Source organism: Marinobacterium maritimum (assembly GCF_039523155.1).
GTDB classification, from domain to species: domain Bacteria; phylum Pseudomonadota; class Gammaproteobacteria; order Pseudomonadales; family Balneatricaceae; genus Marinobacterium; species Marinobacterium maritimum.
On sequence record NZ_BAAAET010000003.1, the window covers coordinates 355,838 to 371,638 of the forward strand.

Genomic DNA, 15,801 nt, shown 5'->3' on the forward strand with positions numbered 1-15,801 from the left:
AGGGGCCGCCCCGGTTCAAGTCCAGCGGGCGGCTGGCTATACTGGGACTTCAGCTGTAACAGGAGAAGCTCCATGCGCACCCTCTACCCGGAGATCGGGATCAATCACGAGTATTATCTCGACGTGGACGAGAGGCACAGCCTCTATGTCGAGGAATGCGGCAACCCCAACGGCATCCCGGTGCTCTTTGTGCATGGCGGCCCCGGTGGCGGTTGCAGCGCGGAGCATCGGCGCTTCTTCAACCCGGAACGCTACCGCATCATCCTGTTCGACCAGCGCGGCTGTGGCCGCTCCACCCCGCATGCGGAACTGGAAGGCAACACCACCCAGACGCTGGTCAGCGACATGGAACGGATTCGCGAGTTTTTCAGTATCGACCAGTGGCTACTGTTCGGCGGCAGCTGGGGCTCAACACTGAGCCTGGTCTACGCCCAGACCCATCCATCCCGCGTGTTGGGCATGATTCTGCGCGGCATTTTCCTGTGCCGCGACCGGGATATCCACTGGTTCTATCAGCAAGGCGCCAGCGCGCTCTTCCCCGATTACTGGCAGGACTATCTGGAGCCGATCCCGGCATCCGAGCACGAGGACCTGCTCGGCGCCTATTACCAGCGCCTGACCTCCCACAACGAGCTGGCACAGATGCAGGCTGCCAAGGCCTGGTCGGTGTGGGAAGGGCGCTGCTCCACGCTGGACCCCAACCCCGGTGTGGTCGACCATTTCGGCGATCCCCATTTTGCTCTGGCGATGGCTCGAATCGAAGCCCACTACTTTATCCACAAGGCATTTCTGGAACCGGACCAGATCCTGCGCGATGCGGACAAGTTGCGTGACATTCCGCTGACCATCGTGCACGGTCGCTACGATGTGGTCTGCCCGCTGGAACAGGCCCATGCCCTGCACCAGGTACTGCCACAGGCCCAGCTGCATATCGTGCGTAATGCCGGCCATTCCGCCTTTGAGCCCGGTATCATCGACAACCTGGTGCAGGCCACCGACGAATTTGCCGCCCAGAGTGCCTGACCTTTAAGGAGCTGTAGTGAAAGGATTGATTCAACGTGTACGCCACGCCCGCGTCACCGTGAATGGCGAGATAACCGGTCAAATCGAAGGCGGTATCCTGCTGCTGTTGGGCGTGGAAAAGGGTGATGATGAAGCAACCGCTGACAAGCTGCTGCAAAAGGTGTTGAAGTACCGTATCTTCGCCGATGCCGACGACAAAATGAACCTGAGCCTGGCCGATACCGGTGGCGGCCTGCTGGTGGTATCCCAGTTCACGCTGGTAGCCGATACCCGCAAGGGACTCAGGCCCAGCTTCTCATCCGGCGCGACCCCGGCTGAAGGCGAGCGGCTGTATGACTATTTCGTAAAGCAGGCGAAACTTATCCACACCCCGGTCGCGACCGGGCGCTTTGCAGCCGACATGAAGGTGGAGCTGCTCAACGACGGGCCGGTCACCTTCCTGCTGGAGATGCCGCCCGCCGGTTGAACAATGAGCAGAGTGCGACTCAGACGACGCAGCTCGGCTCCATCAGATGGTGCGTGACGCGGGTTTCCAGCTTGATGTTGTCATGCAGCGGGCAACGTTCACAGACCGCATCCAGGAATGCCTGCTTCTCTTCGTCAGACATGTCTGCATCAATTTCCGCCGATACCTGGATCTGCTGGAAGCCGACGCGATCTTCACTCGGCTTGCCCAGCAGGCCGGCCGGGTTGTAGTCGCCCTCGACACTGACCTTCATGCCACGCAGGTCGATTTTTTGCTGCATCGCTGCGATACGGCCGATGGTACAGATGCAGCCCCCCAGGGAGAACAGGAAGTACTCCAGCGGGGTCGGCCCCTGGTCACTGCCGCGGGCCGCTTCCGGCTGGTCGATCTTCATCTGATGGCCACGGATATCGGCGCTGACCAGAAATCCTTCGTTCATCTCGGCATTGACGGCAACACGCTTGTTGGCACTCATCGCTATCCCCTGAGCAGAATAAATAAGAAAAATCTAATATTAAGGGTAATTCCATAGGGGTGCAATCAGGTTCGTCCATAAAAAAAGCGCCCGAAGGCGCTTTTCCGATCCAGATCAAGGCACGGCTGTTCAGCCCACTTTTTCGCCCTTGGCCTGCAGATCCGCATGATAGGAAGAACGGACCAATGGGCCACTGGCCACGTGGGTAAAACCGATCTCCTTGGCGATGCGTTCGAACTCGGCGAACTCTGCCGGCGTCACATACCGGTCCAGCGCCAGGTGGTTACGGCTCGGCTGCAGGTATTGGCCGATGGTGATCATGTCGACGTCATGGGCACGCAGGTCGTGCATCACCTCGATGATCTCCTCGTTGGTCTCGCCACAGCCGACCATCAGGCCGGACTTGGTGCGCACTTCAGGGCGCAGCGCCTTGTAGCGCTTGAGCAGGTCCAGCGACCACTGGTAGTCGGCACCCGGGCGCACCTTGCGGTACAGGCGCGGCACGGTTTCCAGATTGTGGTTGAACACGTCCGGTGGTGTCTGCTCCAGTATCTCCAGCGCCACATCCATACGGCCGCGGAAGTCCGGTACCAGGGTTTCGATCTGGATGCTGGGAATACGCTCGCGGGTTTCACGGATGCAGTCGGCAAAATGCTGGGCACCGCCATCACGCAGGTCATCACGGTCCACCGATGTGATTACCACATACTTCAGCCCCATATCGGCGATCGCTTCGGCCAGTTCACGCGGCTCGTCCGGCGCCAAGGCGTTGGGACGACCGTGGGCCACGTCGCAGAACGGACAGCGACGGGTGCAGATATCACCCATGATCATGAAAGTGGCAGTGCCGTGACTGAAGCACTCGCCCAGGTTGGGGCAGCTGGCTTCTTCGCAAACCGACGCCAGCTTGTGTTTACGCAGCTTATCCTTGATCCGCTTTACTTCCGCATTGGAGCCCATGCGTACACGCAGCCAGTCCGGCTTGCGCAGCATCTCTTCCTTTTCCGTCGGAATGACCTTGACCGGGATACGGGCGACTTTTTCGGCGCCACGCAGTTTGACGCCCTGCTCGACCCGGCCGGTTTTGTTTTCGGAGGATTCAGCCATACTAATTCAGTCTTCCAGTGTGTGTGTGCGGGTGAGGTCAGTATACCCCAACTTCTTAACCAAGTAATTTACTAGGTTATTGGGCACCGCCTCCAGATCGGCTTGCGGCGCCAGAGTACGCAACTGCGTCATCTGCAGGCCGGCATAGCCACAGGGATTGATGCGCAGGAAGGGTTCCAGGTCCATGTTCAGATTCAGCGCCAGTCCATGAAAGGAGCAGCCACGTCGGATACGCAGACCCAGCGAGCAGATCTTCTGCTCATGGACGTAAACGCCGGGCGCATCAGGCTTGGGATAGGCCAGGATGCCATAATCCGCCAGCAGCTCGACAATCGACTGTTCGATGATATCGACCAGCTCACGCACGCCCAGCTTGCGTCGGCGCAGATCCAGCATCAGGTAGGCGATCTGCTGACCCGGGCCGTGGTAGGTTACCTGACCACCGCGATCGACCTTGACCACCGGAATATCCCCGGTGGCCAGCAGGTGCTCGGCCTTGCCCGCCTGCCCCTGAGTAAAGACACGCTCATGCTGCAACAGCCAGATTTCGTCCGGCGTATTCTCGTCGCGCTTCTGGGTCAGTGCCTGCATCGCCTGCCAAGTCGGCTCATAGGGCTGCAAGCCCGGCAACTGACGGATGATCAGTTCATCGGCAATAGCCATCAAAGAACCATCTTCACACGACCGGTGGCCTTGAGGTCTTCATGCAGGTTGACCAGCTGCTGCTCGCTGGTAGCGGTAATTTTCAGCCGCACGGAGCTGTAGTTGCCCTTGCCGCTTTCCTGTACAACCACCTGTTCGATATCCAGATCCGGCGCATGTACCTGCACGATCTCGATGACCATTCCCTTGAAGTCACTCTGGTTGTCGCCGATCACCTTGATCGGGTAGTCGGGATGCGGAAATTCGATTTTCGGTGCTTCGGTTTCAGTACTCATTGCGCCTCTCCGGTCATCAGCCGGTGTTGAAAACGGGTAAACAGGGCGAACATCCGTTGCCATAGCGGGCCTTTTTGGCCATCGGCAACAGGCTCACCATCAATGGTCAGAACGGGCATCACACCACGGGTCGAGCTGGATACCCAAACCTCGTCGGCCGTGGCCAGCTCCTCAGGGCGGATATCCACTTCCTGATAGGGAATTCCTTCTTCGGCCGCCAACTCCAGAATCAGCTCCCGGGTGGTACCGCCGAGGATCTCCGAACTGCGCTTGGGGGTATAGATCACGCCCTGACGCACCAGATAGAGGTTACTCGAGGTCCCTTCACTGAGCAGGCCATCACGGACCAGCAGCGCCTCATCGGCACCGGCTTCCCGTGCCTGCTGCAGGACCAGGATATTGGGCAGCAGCCCGGTGGACTTGATATCACAGCGATGCCAGCGCAGATCGGCGGTGACAATTACATTGTAGCCGCTGATCTGCTCGGCACCTTCGCCATAGATATCACGAATCGGCGAAGTACAGGCAAACACGGTCGGCTGCATGCTGTCATCGTAGGTGTGGGTACGGTAGCCGGCACTGCCACGGCTCACCTGCAGGTAAACCGAAAGATTACCGCCGCCATTGCGCTGTACCAGCTCGTCCAGAATGGCGGCCCAGTCTTCAACGGCCTCAATACGCACCGCGCGGAGACTGTACGCCAGACGATCAAGATGCTGCTGCAGACGAAAACCGACGCCCCGGTAATAGGGGATCACTTCATAGACACTGTCGGCGAACAGAAAGCCCCGGTCGAACACCGAAACCTGCGCCTGATCGGGCGCGACAAACTGACCGTTGAGGTATACGACTTCGTTACTCATAAATGCAACTGCCCACATCTACACTCTGTTAGATGCGGGCAGCATAAACCGGTTTCAAGGTTTTGTCTGTTCTTTAACCGATCAGGCCCAGGAAGAACAGCACAATGGCATGCCAGATGCGCTTGAACAGGCCGCCCTCTTCCACGGTTTCGAGCGCCACCAGCGGCACCGTGGTCACGGTTTCACCGTCGATGCTGACGCGTACCTTGCCCAGCTCCTGGCCCTGAGTGACAGGTGCCTTGATCACCTTGTCCAACTCAATGTTAGCTTCCAGCTGATCCATCTTGCCGCGCGGGACGGTGACGGCCAGATCCTCGGTCAGGCCCAGACGAACCTGGTCACGGCTGCCGGCCCAGATCTTGCTGTCTTTCAGCACCTGCCCTGCGGTATACAGCTGGTGCGTGCGGTAGTAGCGGAAGCCATAGGAGAGCAGCTTCTGGCTTTCGCGGGCACGGGCTTCTTCACTGTCGGTCCCCATCACCACGGAGATCAGACGCATGTCGTCACGCTTGGCTGAGGCCACCAGACAGTAACCGGCATCATCGGTGTGACCGGTCTTGATGCCGTCGACGCTGTTGTCACGCCACAGCAGCTTGTTGCGGTTGGGCTGACGGATATTGTTGTAGGTAAAGTACTTCTGCGAATAGATCGCATAGTGCTCGGGAAACTTGGTAATCAGCGCCTTGGCCAGTTTCGCCAGATCAATGGCCGAGGAGTAATGATCATCGGCCGGCAGGCCGGTGGCATTGACGAAGTGCGTATCATTCATGCCCAGCAGGCGGGCATGCTGGTTCATCAGGTCGGCAAAGGCACGCTCGCTGCCGGCGATGTGTTCTGCCAGGGCAACCGAGGCATCGTTACCGGACTGGATGATCACGCCATGGAGCAGATCACCCACTTTCACCTGGGTGCCTTCCTGGATGAACATGCGCGAGCCACCGGTACGCCAGGCCTTTTCGCTGACCAGTACCAGATCATCCTCGGCGATGTTGCCCTTGCTGATCTCGTATTCAACGATGTAACTGGTCATCATTTTGGTCAGGCTGGCCGGTGCAAAGCGTTCGCTTTCCCGGTCAGCCGCGATGATGTGACCGGTATCGGCGTCCATCACCAGATAGGCACGGGCCGAAACCTGCGGCGGTGCCGGAATCAACGCCGACGCCGCTTGAGCCGTACTGGCCAGCAGCATTGCCAGCAACAGGGAGAGATAGATAAATGCGGTCGAGAAGGGGATTCTTTGCGCCATAATCAGTCAGTTACATCATTATCAATGGGTGAAGGTGCAGCCGCCCGTGCGACCCCACACATAAGTTAGTCACTCTACCCGCGGCATCATGGCAAGTCCACCAGATGCGCCCCGGAGTATCCCGCCTGAGACAGCTGCTGCAGCAACCAGTTCAATGTGTGCGCCCCGCTGAGCGGTCCCAGGCGCACCCGGTACAGCGAACGGCCATCACGTTCGGCGGGCTGTACTTGCACCGGTTCGTTGAGCAGCGCCCGCAGTTCGGCCGCCAGGGTTTCGGCACCACTGGCACTGCTCAGTGCCGCCACCTGCAGGGTACGGCCGGTGATCGCCGCCTGCTCGGACGGTACACCGCTGCGCCCGCTGGCAGCTGTCATCAGTTGCTCACCGGGCGTAATCGCCTCCACTTCGACCCGCGCCGTGCCCTTGCCCAGCATATCCAGACGGTAGGCTGCCGCGTAGGAAAGGTCGATCACCCGGCCGTCATGGAAGGGCCCACGGTCGTTGACCCGCACCACGACCTGTCGGCCGTTGTCCAGATTGGTGACGCGTACAAAGCTGGGCAGAGGCAGCTCCTTGTTGGCCGCGCTCATCTGGTACATGTCATAGACCTCACCGTTGGAGGTGGTATGGCCGTGAAACTTCTTGCCGTACCAGGAGGCGATACCCCGCTTGCGGTAGCCTTCGGCCGTGGGCAGCACATGATAGCGTTTGCCCAGCACCGTGTAGGGGCTCTTGTTACCCCAGCGACTGCGTGGTTCCGCGCGCGGCACGGCATCCGGCACCCGCGACAGGTCCACGGAGCTGTCTGGCCCGCGATCCTGCTTGAGGCTGTAACGTCCGGCATTCTCTTCTTTCGAGGCGCAGCCGGCCAGCAGCAGGGTGGTGCTCAGGCCTGCAATCAACCAGGGCTTCATATCAGGACTCCTGTGCCGTATCCGGCTGGCGTGCATCCTTGATCGCCTGGCTCAGCTCATACACCGCCATGGCGTAGAGCCGACTGTGGTTGTAACGGGTAATCACGTAGAAGTTGTGCAGACCAAACCAGTAGTGCTCGCCATCTTCCATGGTCAGTTCCATCAGCGTGGCCGGCTGTTGCGGATCCAGATCCTTGCGCGTGGCGATGCCGCGCTCGGCCCACTGCGCCAGCGTCAGTTCCGGCTTGAGACCGGCGTTGAACCAGCTCTGATCAGCTTCCTGATTGATCACCACATTGGAGCGTACCGGCTCGCCGGCTTTCCAGCCATGCTCACTGAAATAGTTGGCGACACTGCCGATGGCATCCACTTCGTTGCTCCAGATGTCACGCTTGCCATCACCATCGAAATCGACGGCAAAGTTGCGGAAGCTGGACGGGATGAACTGGCCATATCCCATGGCACCGGCATAGGAACCCAGCGGCTGGGTCGGATCCAGCTGTTCCTCACGGGCCATTTGCAGAAACTGAACCAGCTGGCCACGGAAGAAGTCGGCGCGTTTCGGGTAATCGAAGCCCAGCGTCGCCAGCGCATCCAGCACCCGGTAGCGGCCCATGATACGGCCGTAACGGGTCTCGACACCGATGATGGAAACGATGATCTCCGCCGGGACACCGTAAGTTTGCTCGGCCCGCTTCAGCGCGGCTTCATGCTTGTTCCAGAAAGCCACGCCCTGCTTGATGCGGCGCGGTTCGACGAATATCTTGCGATATTCGCCCCAGGTCAGCCGACGTTCGGCCGGACGCGAAATGGCCTCCAGGATCGACTCCTGACGCTTGGCCTGGGCCAGCACGGCGCGCACCTCTTTGGCTTCAAAGCCTTCAGCCGTCAGCTGGTTGACCACTTCATCCGCCAGCGGATGGACCTCGTAGCCACTGCTTGCCCATACCGTACCGGTGGACAGCAGGCTGCCAGCCAGCAGTATACGTCCCAGTGTCTTGCGCATTCCTATCTCCATCATCGAGTCAGCATCTGCCGGTGGGTACTGATCGACATCAGCACGCCAAATCCGGCCATCAGGGTTACGATCGAGGTGCCGCCGTAGCTGACCATAGGCAGCGGGACACCCACCACCGGCAACAAACCGGTGACCATGCCAATATTGACGAACACATAGACAAAAAATGTCAGTGTAATACTCCCCGCCAACAGCCGGGAAAAGCTGTCCTGGGCCTTGGCCGCGATAATCAGGCCTCGGGCAATGATCATCAGGTAGACCCCCAACAGGATCAACACGCCAGCCATGCCCAGCTCTTCACCGATTACCGCAATGATGAAATCAGTATGTGACTCGGGCAGGAAATCGAGCTGTGACTGGGTACCGTGCAACCACCCCTTGCCCGGCAACCCGCCGGAACCGATCGCGGTCTTCGACTGGATAATATTCCAGCCCGACCCCAGCGGGTCACTTTCGGGATCCAGAAAGGTCAGCACTCGCTGGCGCTGATAGTCCTTCATCACCGCCCAGAGCGCCGGCAACGCAGCCCCGAGCAGTCCCAGGGCGATAAAAATCCAGCGCCAGTACACCCCGGACAGCAGAATAACAAAGACACCTGACGCGGCGATTAACAGAGAGGTCCCCAGGTCCGGCTGCTTCATGATCAGGACCGTGGGAATCGCCAGCAGCACCAGGGTACTGAGCAGATGTTTGAACGTGGGCGGCAGCTGCTCTCGGGTCAGCCAGGCCGCCACCATCATCGGCAGCACCAGCTTCATGATTTCCGAGGGCTGAAAACGGAACCCGGGCAGTTCAAGCCAGCGCTGAGCCCCCTTGGCCCCCACCCCAAACAACAGCACGCTGACCAGCAAGCCAATGCCGGCCACATACCCCCAGGGCGCCAGACGGCGGAAGGTGCGCGGCTGGAACTGGGCCAGGATAATCAGGCCGGCAAAACCGGCGCCCATACGGATTGACTGGCGCATCACATACCCCATGTCCTGCCCCGAGGCGCTGTACAGCACGAATAGCCCGAAGCCACAGAGTATCAGCAACAGAGACAGTAGCCATGCATCCAGATGGGTGTAGTGCCAGAGCCCCGTGGGTCGCTGCAGATGAACACTGCTACCCGGCATGGTGCGCTGGAAGTCACGATCATGCATCACCTGGCCTCCAAGTCGTTGACATAGTCACCCAGCAGCCAGGCATCCAGTACCTCTCGCGCGACCGGGGCCGCCGTGCTGGAGCCGCCACCACTACGTTCACCGCCGTTTTCTACCACCACCGCCAGTGCGATTTTGGGATCATCCACCGGCGCAAAGGCGACAAACAGGGCATGGTCGCGATGACGCTCTGCCAGCGCTTCGGCATCATATTCGGCGTCCTGAGCAATACCGACAACCTGAGCCGTGCCGGTCTTGCCGGCAATACGGTACTGAGCGCCTGCCGCCGAACGGCGCGCCGTCCCCTGGCTACCGTGCATCACCGAGACCATACCATCGATGACCTGATCCCAGTGGGCCGGGTTCTTGAGTACCACATCGGCCGGTTTTTCCTTGCGGTTGAGCATGGGCGCATAGGGCTGAGGTTCGCCGCCATCCTCCTCCAGCAGACCCTGCAGCATGCGCGGCTGGACCCAGTGCCCGCGATTGGCCATCACCGCCGTGGCTGTCGCCATCTGCAACGGGGTCATTACCAGGAAGCCCTGACCGATGCTCATGTTGATCGAGTCCCCCGGGTACCAGGGCAGGCGGCGACGGCCTTCCTTCCATTCCCGCGACGGCAGGAAGTTGGTCAGGGCTTCGGGCTGGTCAAGACTGGCATCCTGGCCGACCCCGAATTTGCTTAGCATTTCCGACATGGGGTCTACGCCCATCTTGTGACCGGCCTCGTAAAACCAGACATCACAGGACTGGGCCAGGGCATGATTGAGATCCACCCAGCCGTGGCCCCAACGCTTCCAGTCACGGTAGCGACGGCCATTCTTGGTGATCTGGTAGTAGCCCGGGTCCCACACCTTGTCTTCAGCCGTGAAAGTGCCCGTTTCAAGCGCAGCCAAGGCAATTATTGGCTTAATGGTCGAGGCCGGCGGATAGCTGCCCCGAAGGGAGCGGTTGAACAGCGGCAGATCCAGCGAATCGCGCAAGGCATTGTAATCCTTGCTGGAGATACCGGTGACGAACAGGTTGGGGTCGTAGCTTGGAGTACTGACCATGGCCAGGATCTCGCCGCTCTCGGGCTCGATCGCGACGACGGAAGCCCTCTGATCTTTCAGCAGAGACTCGATGAACTGCTGCAGGCGCAGGTCCAGACTCAACTGAAGGTCGCGTCCAGGTACCGGATCCTGGCGCTCAAGCACGCGCAGGACACGCCCACGGGCATTGGTCTCCACCTTTTGGAAGCCCACCTGTCCGTGCAGCACGTCTTCGTAGAACTTTTCGATACCCAGCTTGCCGATGTAGTGGGTCGCCGCGTAGTTCTGTTCATCCACACGGGCCAGCTCACGCTCATTGATCCGCCCCACATAGCCCAACGCATGAACCAGCGAAGCGCCGTGCGGGTAGTAGCGAATCAGGTCGGCCTCCACCTGCACACCCGGCAGGCGGTGATAGTTCAGCGAGATACGGGCAATCTCTTCCTCGGTCAGACCGAAACGCAGCGGTACCGTTTCATAGGGACGGCGGCGCTGGTTGAGGCGCTTGTGGAAACGCTCCACATCTCGCTCATTGAGCTCGATCAGCTGTCCCAGCTCGGCCAGGGTCTCATCCAGATTGCCGACCTTTTCCTTCAGCAAGGTGACACTGAAGCTGGGCCGGTTATCGGCCAGCAGGACGCCGTTACGATCGTAGATCAGGCCGCGGCGCGGTGCCACTGGCTGCAGCTGAACCCGGTTGTTCTCCGAAATCGCCGCATAGCGGTCATGCTCGATCACCTGCAGATAATAGATACGCCCGATCAGCACCAGCATCAGCAATACCACGAACACAAACGCGATCACCGATCGGTTGGTAAAGGTAATGCTCTCCCGGGAGTAGTCCTTTAAGCGCTCGAAGGATGCCATGCTGAGGTATTACTTGTGATAGGGATGGCCCTGGAGAATGCTCCAGGCGCGATACAATTGCTCGGCCAGCACCACCCGCACCAGCGGATGCGGCAGAGTCAGCGCCGACAACGACCATTTCTGATCCGCCTGCGCCAGACAACGCGGATCCAGGCCATCGGGACCACCCACCAGCAGGCTGATATTGCGACCATCCATGCGCCAGCCTTCGGCCTGTTCAGCCAGTTGCTCGGTCGACCAGGGGCGCCCTTTCACGTCCAGCGCCACCACTCGGTCACCCTTGCCGATAGCAGCCAGCATGGCATCGCCTTCACTGCGGATGGCGCGGGCCAGGTCGGCGTTCTTGCCCCGGTGACCCGGCGCCAGCTCGACCAGCTCCAGCTGAAAGTCGGATGGCAGACGGCGGGCATACTCGTTGTAGCCCGCCTCCACCCAATCCGGCATGCGGTTACCCACCGCGAGTAAACGGATACGCATGGTTCAGTGGTTACTCCGCCGCCGCGTCTTCGTCGGCGTCGAACTGCCACAGGCGCTCCAGATCGTAGAAGCTGCGCGCATCCGGCATCATCACGTGCACGACGATATCGCCCAGGTCGACCAGAATCCAGTCACCCGCACTCTGCCCTTCGGTGCCCAGCGGCAGCAGGCCGGCGGCCTTCACCTTGTCCTGTACTTCCTGCGCCACCGACATCACATGACGCTTGGAGGTACCGCTGGCGATCACCATGTAGTCGGTGACGCTGGATTTGCCGCGCACATCCAGTTCGGTGATATCACGTGCTTTCATGTCGTCCAGTGCGGTATGCACCAGTTTACGCAGTTGATCAATCTCCATCAGAGCCTTGTACCTTTAAAATTAATGATAGCCATAGAGTTTATGTTGCTGGATATAGTGCCACACCGGTTCCGGCAGCAGATAGCGCGGTGACTGCCCCTGGGCAATCAGCTGGCGGATCTGCGTCGCCGAGATTCCCAGCGGCGTCAATTCCTGAATATGTACCCTGCCCGCCGGCTGGCTCAGCAACTCGCCAACCTCACTGGCCTGATGGGTACGGGTAAAGTTCAGCAGCTGCTGGTCAGCTTCGGCCCCCTCATAGCCGGGTCGAGCCAGGACCAGGATATGGGCGTAGTCCAGAAAGGACTCCCAGCGGTGCCACCTGGGCAGCGTCTGATAGGCATCCATACCCATCGTCATGATAATCGGGCAGTCCGCACCGCGCTCCCGGCGCAGCGCCTGCAGCGTCAGCAGCGAATAGGACGGCGCATCCGATTCGATTTCGCGCGGGTCGGCACACAAGGCCGGCTCGTCCTGAACCGCCTGCTGCACCATTTCCAGCCGCTGACGCGGTGTGCAGCCGGGCTCGTCCCTGTGTACCGGGGCGCCCGAAGGGATCAGGCACACCTGATCAACACCCAGCCACTGCTTGAGTTCAAGTGCTGTACGCAAGTGACCGTTGTGGACGGGATCGAAGGTCCCGCCCATGAACACCAGCGGTTGCATCAAACGCGAACCTGACCGTCACCGAGCACGACATATTTCTCGGAGGTCAGCCCTTCCAGCCCCACCGGCCCGCGGGCGTGGATCTTGTCGGTGGAGATGCCGATCTCGGCACCCAGACCATATTCAAAGCCGTCGGCAAAACGGGTCGAGGCGTTGACCATCACCGAGCTGGAATCGACCTCACGCAGGAAGGCCCGCGCCTTGGTGTAGTTCTCGGTAATGATCGCATCCGTATGGTGCGAGCCGTGGCGGTTGATATGCTCGATCGCCTCGGCCATATCAGCGACCACCTTCACCGCCAGAATCGGGGCCAGGTATTCTGTATCCCAGTCCTCGTCGCTGGCGGCATTGATGGCCGGCAACAGTGCCCGGGTCTGCTCACAGCCACGCAGTTCCACCCCCAACTGGCCATAGTGCTCGGCCAGTTCCGGCAGCAGCTCCGCCGCTACCGCGGTATCCACCAGCAGCGTTTCCATGGTGTTGCAGGTGCCATAACGGTGCGTTTTGGCATTGATGGCGATGTTCAGCGCCTTGCTGCGGTCCGCCTCGGCATCGATATAGACATGGCAGATACCATCCAGGTGCTTGATCACCGGCACGCGAGCATCACTGGAAATACGTTCGATCAGCCCCTTGCCGCCACGCGGCACGATGACATCGACATATTCCGGCATGGCGATCAGGCGACCCACGGCTTCGCGATCGGTGGTTTCCACTACCTGAACGGCTTCCTGCGGCAGGCCCGCAGCTTCCAGTCCCTGACGAATGCAGGCGGCGATCGCCTGGTTGGAGTGGATCGCTTCGGAACCGCCACGCAGAATGGTCGCGTTGCCGGACTTAAGGCACAGGCTGGCGGCTTCGCAGGTCACGTTGGGACGGGACTCGTAGATAATGCCGATCACACCCAGGGGCACGCGCATCTTGCCCACCTGAATGCCGGAGGGGCGGTAGTTCATGTCACGGATACCGCCGATCGGATCCGGCAACGCCGCCACCTGACGCAGGCCCTCGATCATGCCGTCGATACGGGCAGGGGTCAGCTCCAGGCGATCCAGCATGGCGGCATCCAGCCCCTTGTCACGGCCGTTCTGCATATCCTGTGCATTGGCGTCGGCCAGGGCCGCTCGACTGGCATCGATGGCGTCGGCCATGGCGGCCAGCGCCTTGTTCTTGCTGGCGGTATCGGCACGCGCCATCAGACGGGAAGCGGCACGGGCACGCTCCCCCAATTCGGTCATATAGGCTTCTACATTCATCTCATCTATCCGGCTCGATGATTTTAGCGGTACAGTATAACCTTAACCTGGATCAAGGTCTTTGAGATCCATGCATATTCAGGCAACGCTGTGCCCGTCGCAGGGATGTTGCTATTATCGGATATTAACCTGAACATCTGCCTGCTTCAGATGTGGAGCCTCGATGAAGCCGACAGTCGACACCTCGACCCGTACTTCCAGCCTGCCCCTGCGCACCCTGCTGTCCGTCGCCCTGGTTCTGCTGCTGAGCCTGCTGCTCGGCGGTGTATTCGAATACCTGCGCCTGCAGGAACGGGCTGCCGACCAGGCCACCGAAGTCAGCCGCGCATTCGGCCGCAGCAGTGCCATCCTGATTCAGCCTTTGGTCCTGTCCGACGACCGCATCAGCCTCAACTACCTGCTCAATGAGTTGACCAATCAGCCACTGATCAACGGGGTCCGTCTGACCGCCCCTGATCAGACCCTGATCGCCCTGGCCGGCACACCCCAGGGGCGCCTGCATACACTGGAGCTGGTACAGAGCGAGGTTCCCATCGGGCAGTTGTCGGTCTGGAGCAACACGGAGACCTTCAGCACGCCGCTGCGCAACCAGTTACTGGAATCGGCCCTGCTGCTCGCCATGTGCCTCGGCATCGCCGCCGTGCTGATCGTGCTGAGCCTGAGGCGTAACACCAGCGAAGCCAGTGCAACCGAACCCAGTTTCGCCGAGGTCAAGGCGGCTTTTGAGCAACCCCGCGACAGCGATCGCATTCCGGACTTTCATTTCGACCAGGATAGCGAGCCTGCTGCTGCCCCGCCCGCTCACGCCGACGCCCTGACAAGCCTTACCGCCACCGCCCCGCCGGCTCCGGCTTCGTCAGCACCGGCGCCCGAATCGGTGACGCCCCCAGCTGAGCCGGAACCTGAAGAAGACAGGCTCCCGGCGTTCACCGCCATCGAGCCGGACGCTGCTCCGACGGTCGAGCTCGAAGCCGAACCACCCCGGCAGCAGGCGCACGCCGAGCAACCTTCCCGTGACGCAGACGCCGTTGCGACTGATCGAGACCAACTGGATACCGGCGAGCTGGTCTCACTGCTGAAGCCAGAACGAAGCGGCGCGTCCATGCCCCGCTTTACGCCACGCGCTCCGGGTGCCGACCCACTGGAGGAGGACCGCGACGAAGCGATGGTACCGGATCTGGGCAGCGCCACCGACAACTTCACTTTCGACGAACAGGGCCCGACCGAGCGCGGCCCGACCGAACGCGGCCCGACCAATACAGCGGACAGCCGCCCCAACCCGTTGCAGCTCAGCGATGAAGAGCAGCTTGGCCTGTACAGCTTCGAGCATGAGCTGGAACTGATGCTGACGCCGGAAGAAGCCGGCTACCTGCTGCTGATCGATACCCGCAGCGCCCATTCGGACAACGTGGACGAGGAGGAGCGTGCCCAGCTGCTGCGCAACTACCGCACCCTGGCCAACTCGGCCGCCCGCATTTACAGCGGTACCATCAGTGCCCTCAAGGATGGCAACCTGCGTATTCTGTTCACCGACGGAGACGACAAGGACAGCCACGGCATCAACGCACTCTGTTGTGCCATGCTGTTCACCTACCTGTACAAGCAGTACAACCAGCAGCAGATCCGCGCCTTCCAGCCGGTGATGAACCTGCACATGGCACTAGTACGTGGCGCCGGTGAACGTGTTGACCGCATGCAGGAGGAAGCCCACTTCCTCACCCGCACCACGCAGAGCAACGAGCTGATCAGCCATACGGCCCTGACCGAGGCACCGCTGTTGAAGGAAATGCTGCTGCAGAAAGCCGATATTCGCAGAGAAGACGAGGACAAGGTGCTGATTCTGAACATCAGCGACGCCTACCAGACGCTGCTGGAGAAGCAGGCACGCCACCTGCTGAGCAAGCTTGGTGAGCGCACCCTCAGTGAACAAGACAAGGGCAATACCGGAGCCTGA

Annotated in this window: 17 protein-coding genes; 3 read left to right on the top strand and 14 right to left on the bottom strand. The window is 60.5% G+C overall.

What is annotated here, in order from left to right; all coding sequences use genetic code 11:
* Window positions 1-72: 72 nt before the first annotated feature.
* On the top strand, window positions 73-1,023 hold the full coding sequence (pip, locus tag ABD013_RS12650; RefSeq protein WP_343806418.1) for a prolyl aminopeptidase: 951 nt from the start codon (window positions 73-75) through the stop codon (window positions 1,021-1,023).
* A 16-nt stretch (window positions 1,024-1,039) separates the two neighbouring features.
* Window positions 1,040-1,489, top strand: coding sequence for a D-aminoacyl-tRNA deacylase (gene dtd, locus ABD013_RS12655; protein WP_343806420.1), 450 nt, complete (start codon window positions 1,040-1,042; stop codon window positions 1,487-1,489).
* 19 nt (window positions 1,490-1,508) lie between these two features.
* Here dtd and ABD013_RS12660 read toward each other — a convergent pair whose 3' ends face one another.
* The 14 genes from ABD013_RS12660 to ABD013_RS12725 form a co-directional block, all read right to left on the bottom strand.
* Window positions 1,509-1,964 carry an OsmC family protein gene (locus ABD013_RS12660; protein ID WP_343806422.1) on the bottom strand — a complete coding sequence of 152 codons (456 nt, stop codon included), beginning with the start codon at window positions 1,962-1,964 and terminating at the stop codon, window positions 1,509-1,511.
* 129 nt (window positions 1,965-2,093) lie between these two features.
* On the bottom strand, window positions 2,094-3,071 hold the full coding sequence (gene lipA, locus ABD013_RS12665) for a lipoyl synthase (protein ID WP_343806424.1): 978 nt from the start codon (window positions 3,069-3,071) through the stop codon (window positions 2,094-2,096).
* Window positions 3,072-3,077: 6 nt separating this feature from the next.
* Window positions 3,078-3,734 carry a lipoyl(octanoyl) transferase LipB gene (lipB, locus tag ABD013_RS12670; RefSeq protein ID WP_343806426.1) on the bottom strand — a complete coding sequence of 219 codons (657 nt, stop codon included), beginning with the start codon at window positions 3,732-3,734 and terminating at the stop codon, window positions 3,078-3,080.
* A complete protein-coding gene (locus ABD013_RS12675) occupies window positions 3,734-4,009 on the bottom strand; it encodes an HP0495 family protein (protein ID WP_343806428.1) in 276 nt (91 codons plus the stop codon). Before ABD013_RS12675 ends, lipB begins: the two co-directional genes overlap by 1 nt.
* Window positions 4,006-4,872 (bottom strand): D-amino acid aminotransferase, encoded by an 867-nt coding sequence (locus ABD013_RS12680; protein ID WP_343806430.1) that lies wholly within the window; start codon window positions 4,870-4,872, stop codon window positions 4,006-4,008. The genes ABD013_RS12675 and ABD013_RS12680 overlap by 4 nt, the downstream gene beginning before the upstream one ends.
* A gap of 73 nt (window positions 4,873-4,945) precedes the next feature.
* Entirely contained in the window at window positions 4,946-6,118 is a 1,173-nt protein-coding gene (locus tag ABD013_RS12685) for a D-alanyl-D-alanine carboxypeptidase family protein (RefSeq protein WP_343806432.1), read from the bottom strand.
* Between the two features lie 86 nt (window positions 6,119-6,204).
* Window positions 6,205-7,032, bottom strand: coding sequence for a septal ring lytic transglycosylase RlpA family protein (locus tag ABD013_RS12690; protein ID WP_343806434.1), 828 nt, complete (start codon window positions 7,030-7,032; stop codon window positions 6,205-6,207).
* A 1-nt stretch (window position 7,033) separates the two neighbouring features.
* Complete coding sequence (mltB, locus tag ABD013_RS12695; RefSeq protein WP_343806436.1) at window positions 7,034-8,038, bottom strand: lytic murein transglycosylase B; 1,005 nt, start codon at window positions 8,036-8,038, stop codon at window positions 7,034-7,036.
* An 11-nt stretch (window positions 8,039-8,049) separates the two neighbouring features.
* Window positions 8,050-9,192, bottom strand: a complete 1,143-nt coding sequence (rodA, locus tag ABD013_RS12700; RefSeq protein ID WP_343806438.1) for a rod shape-determining protein RodA — start codon at window positions 9,190-9,192, stop codon at window positions 8,050-8,052.
* The gene (gene mrdA / locus ABD013_RS12705) at window positions 9,192-11,090 is read right to left on the bottom strand and encodes a penicillin-binding protein 2 (RefSeq protein ID WP_343806440.1); all 1,899 of its coding nucleotides are present in this window, start codon (window positions 11,088-11,090) and stop codon (window positions 9,192-9,194) included. Before mrdA ends, rodA begins: the two co-directional genes overlap by 1 nt.
* A 9-nt stretch (window positions 11,091-11,099) precedes the next feature.
* Complete coding sequence (gene rlmH / locus ABD013_RS12710) at window positions 11,100-11,567, bottom strand: 23S rRNA (pseudouridine(1915)-N(3))-methyltransferase RlmH (protein ID WP_239041206.1); 468 nt, start codon at window positions 11,565-11,567, stop codon at window positions 11,100-11,102.
* 10 nt (window positions 11,568-11,577) lie between these two features.
* Window positions 11,578-11,925, bottom strand: coding sequence for a ribosome silencing factor (gene rsfS, locus ABD013_RS12715; protein WP_343806441.1), 348 nt, complete (start codon window positions 11,923-11,925; stop codon window positions 11,578-11,580).
* Window positions 11,926-11,946: 21 nt separating this feature from the next.
* Window positions 11,947-12,591, bottom strand: a complete 645-nt coding sequence (nadD, locus tag ABD013_RS12720) for a nicotinate-nucleotide adenylyltransferase (RefSeq protein ID WP_343806443.1) — start codon at window positions 12,589-12,591, stop codon at window positions 11,947-11,949.
* A complete protein-coding gene (locus ABD013_RS12725) occupies window positions 12,591-13,847 on the bottom strand; it encodes a glutamate-5-semialdehyde dehydrogenase (protein WP_343806445.1) in 1,257 nt (418 codons plus the stop codon). Before ABD013_RS12725 ends, nadD begins: the two co-directional genes overlap by 1 nt.
* A gap of 163 nt (window positions 13,848-14,010) precedes the next feature.
* Here ABD013_RS12725 and ABD013_RS12730 point away from each other — a divergent pair, with 163 nt between their 5' ends.
* Complete coding sequence (locus ABD013_RS12730) at window positions 14,011-15,801, top strand: tudor domain-containing protein (protein WP_343806447.1); 1,791 nt, start codon at window positions 14,011-14,013, stop codon at window positions 15,799-15,801.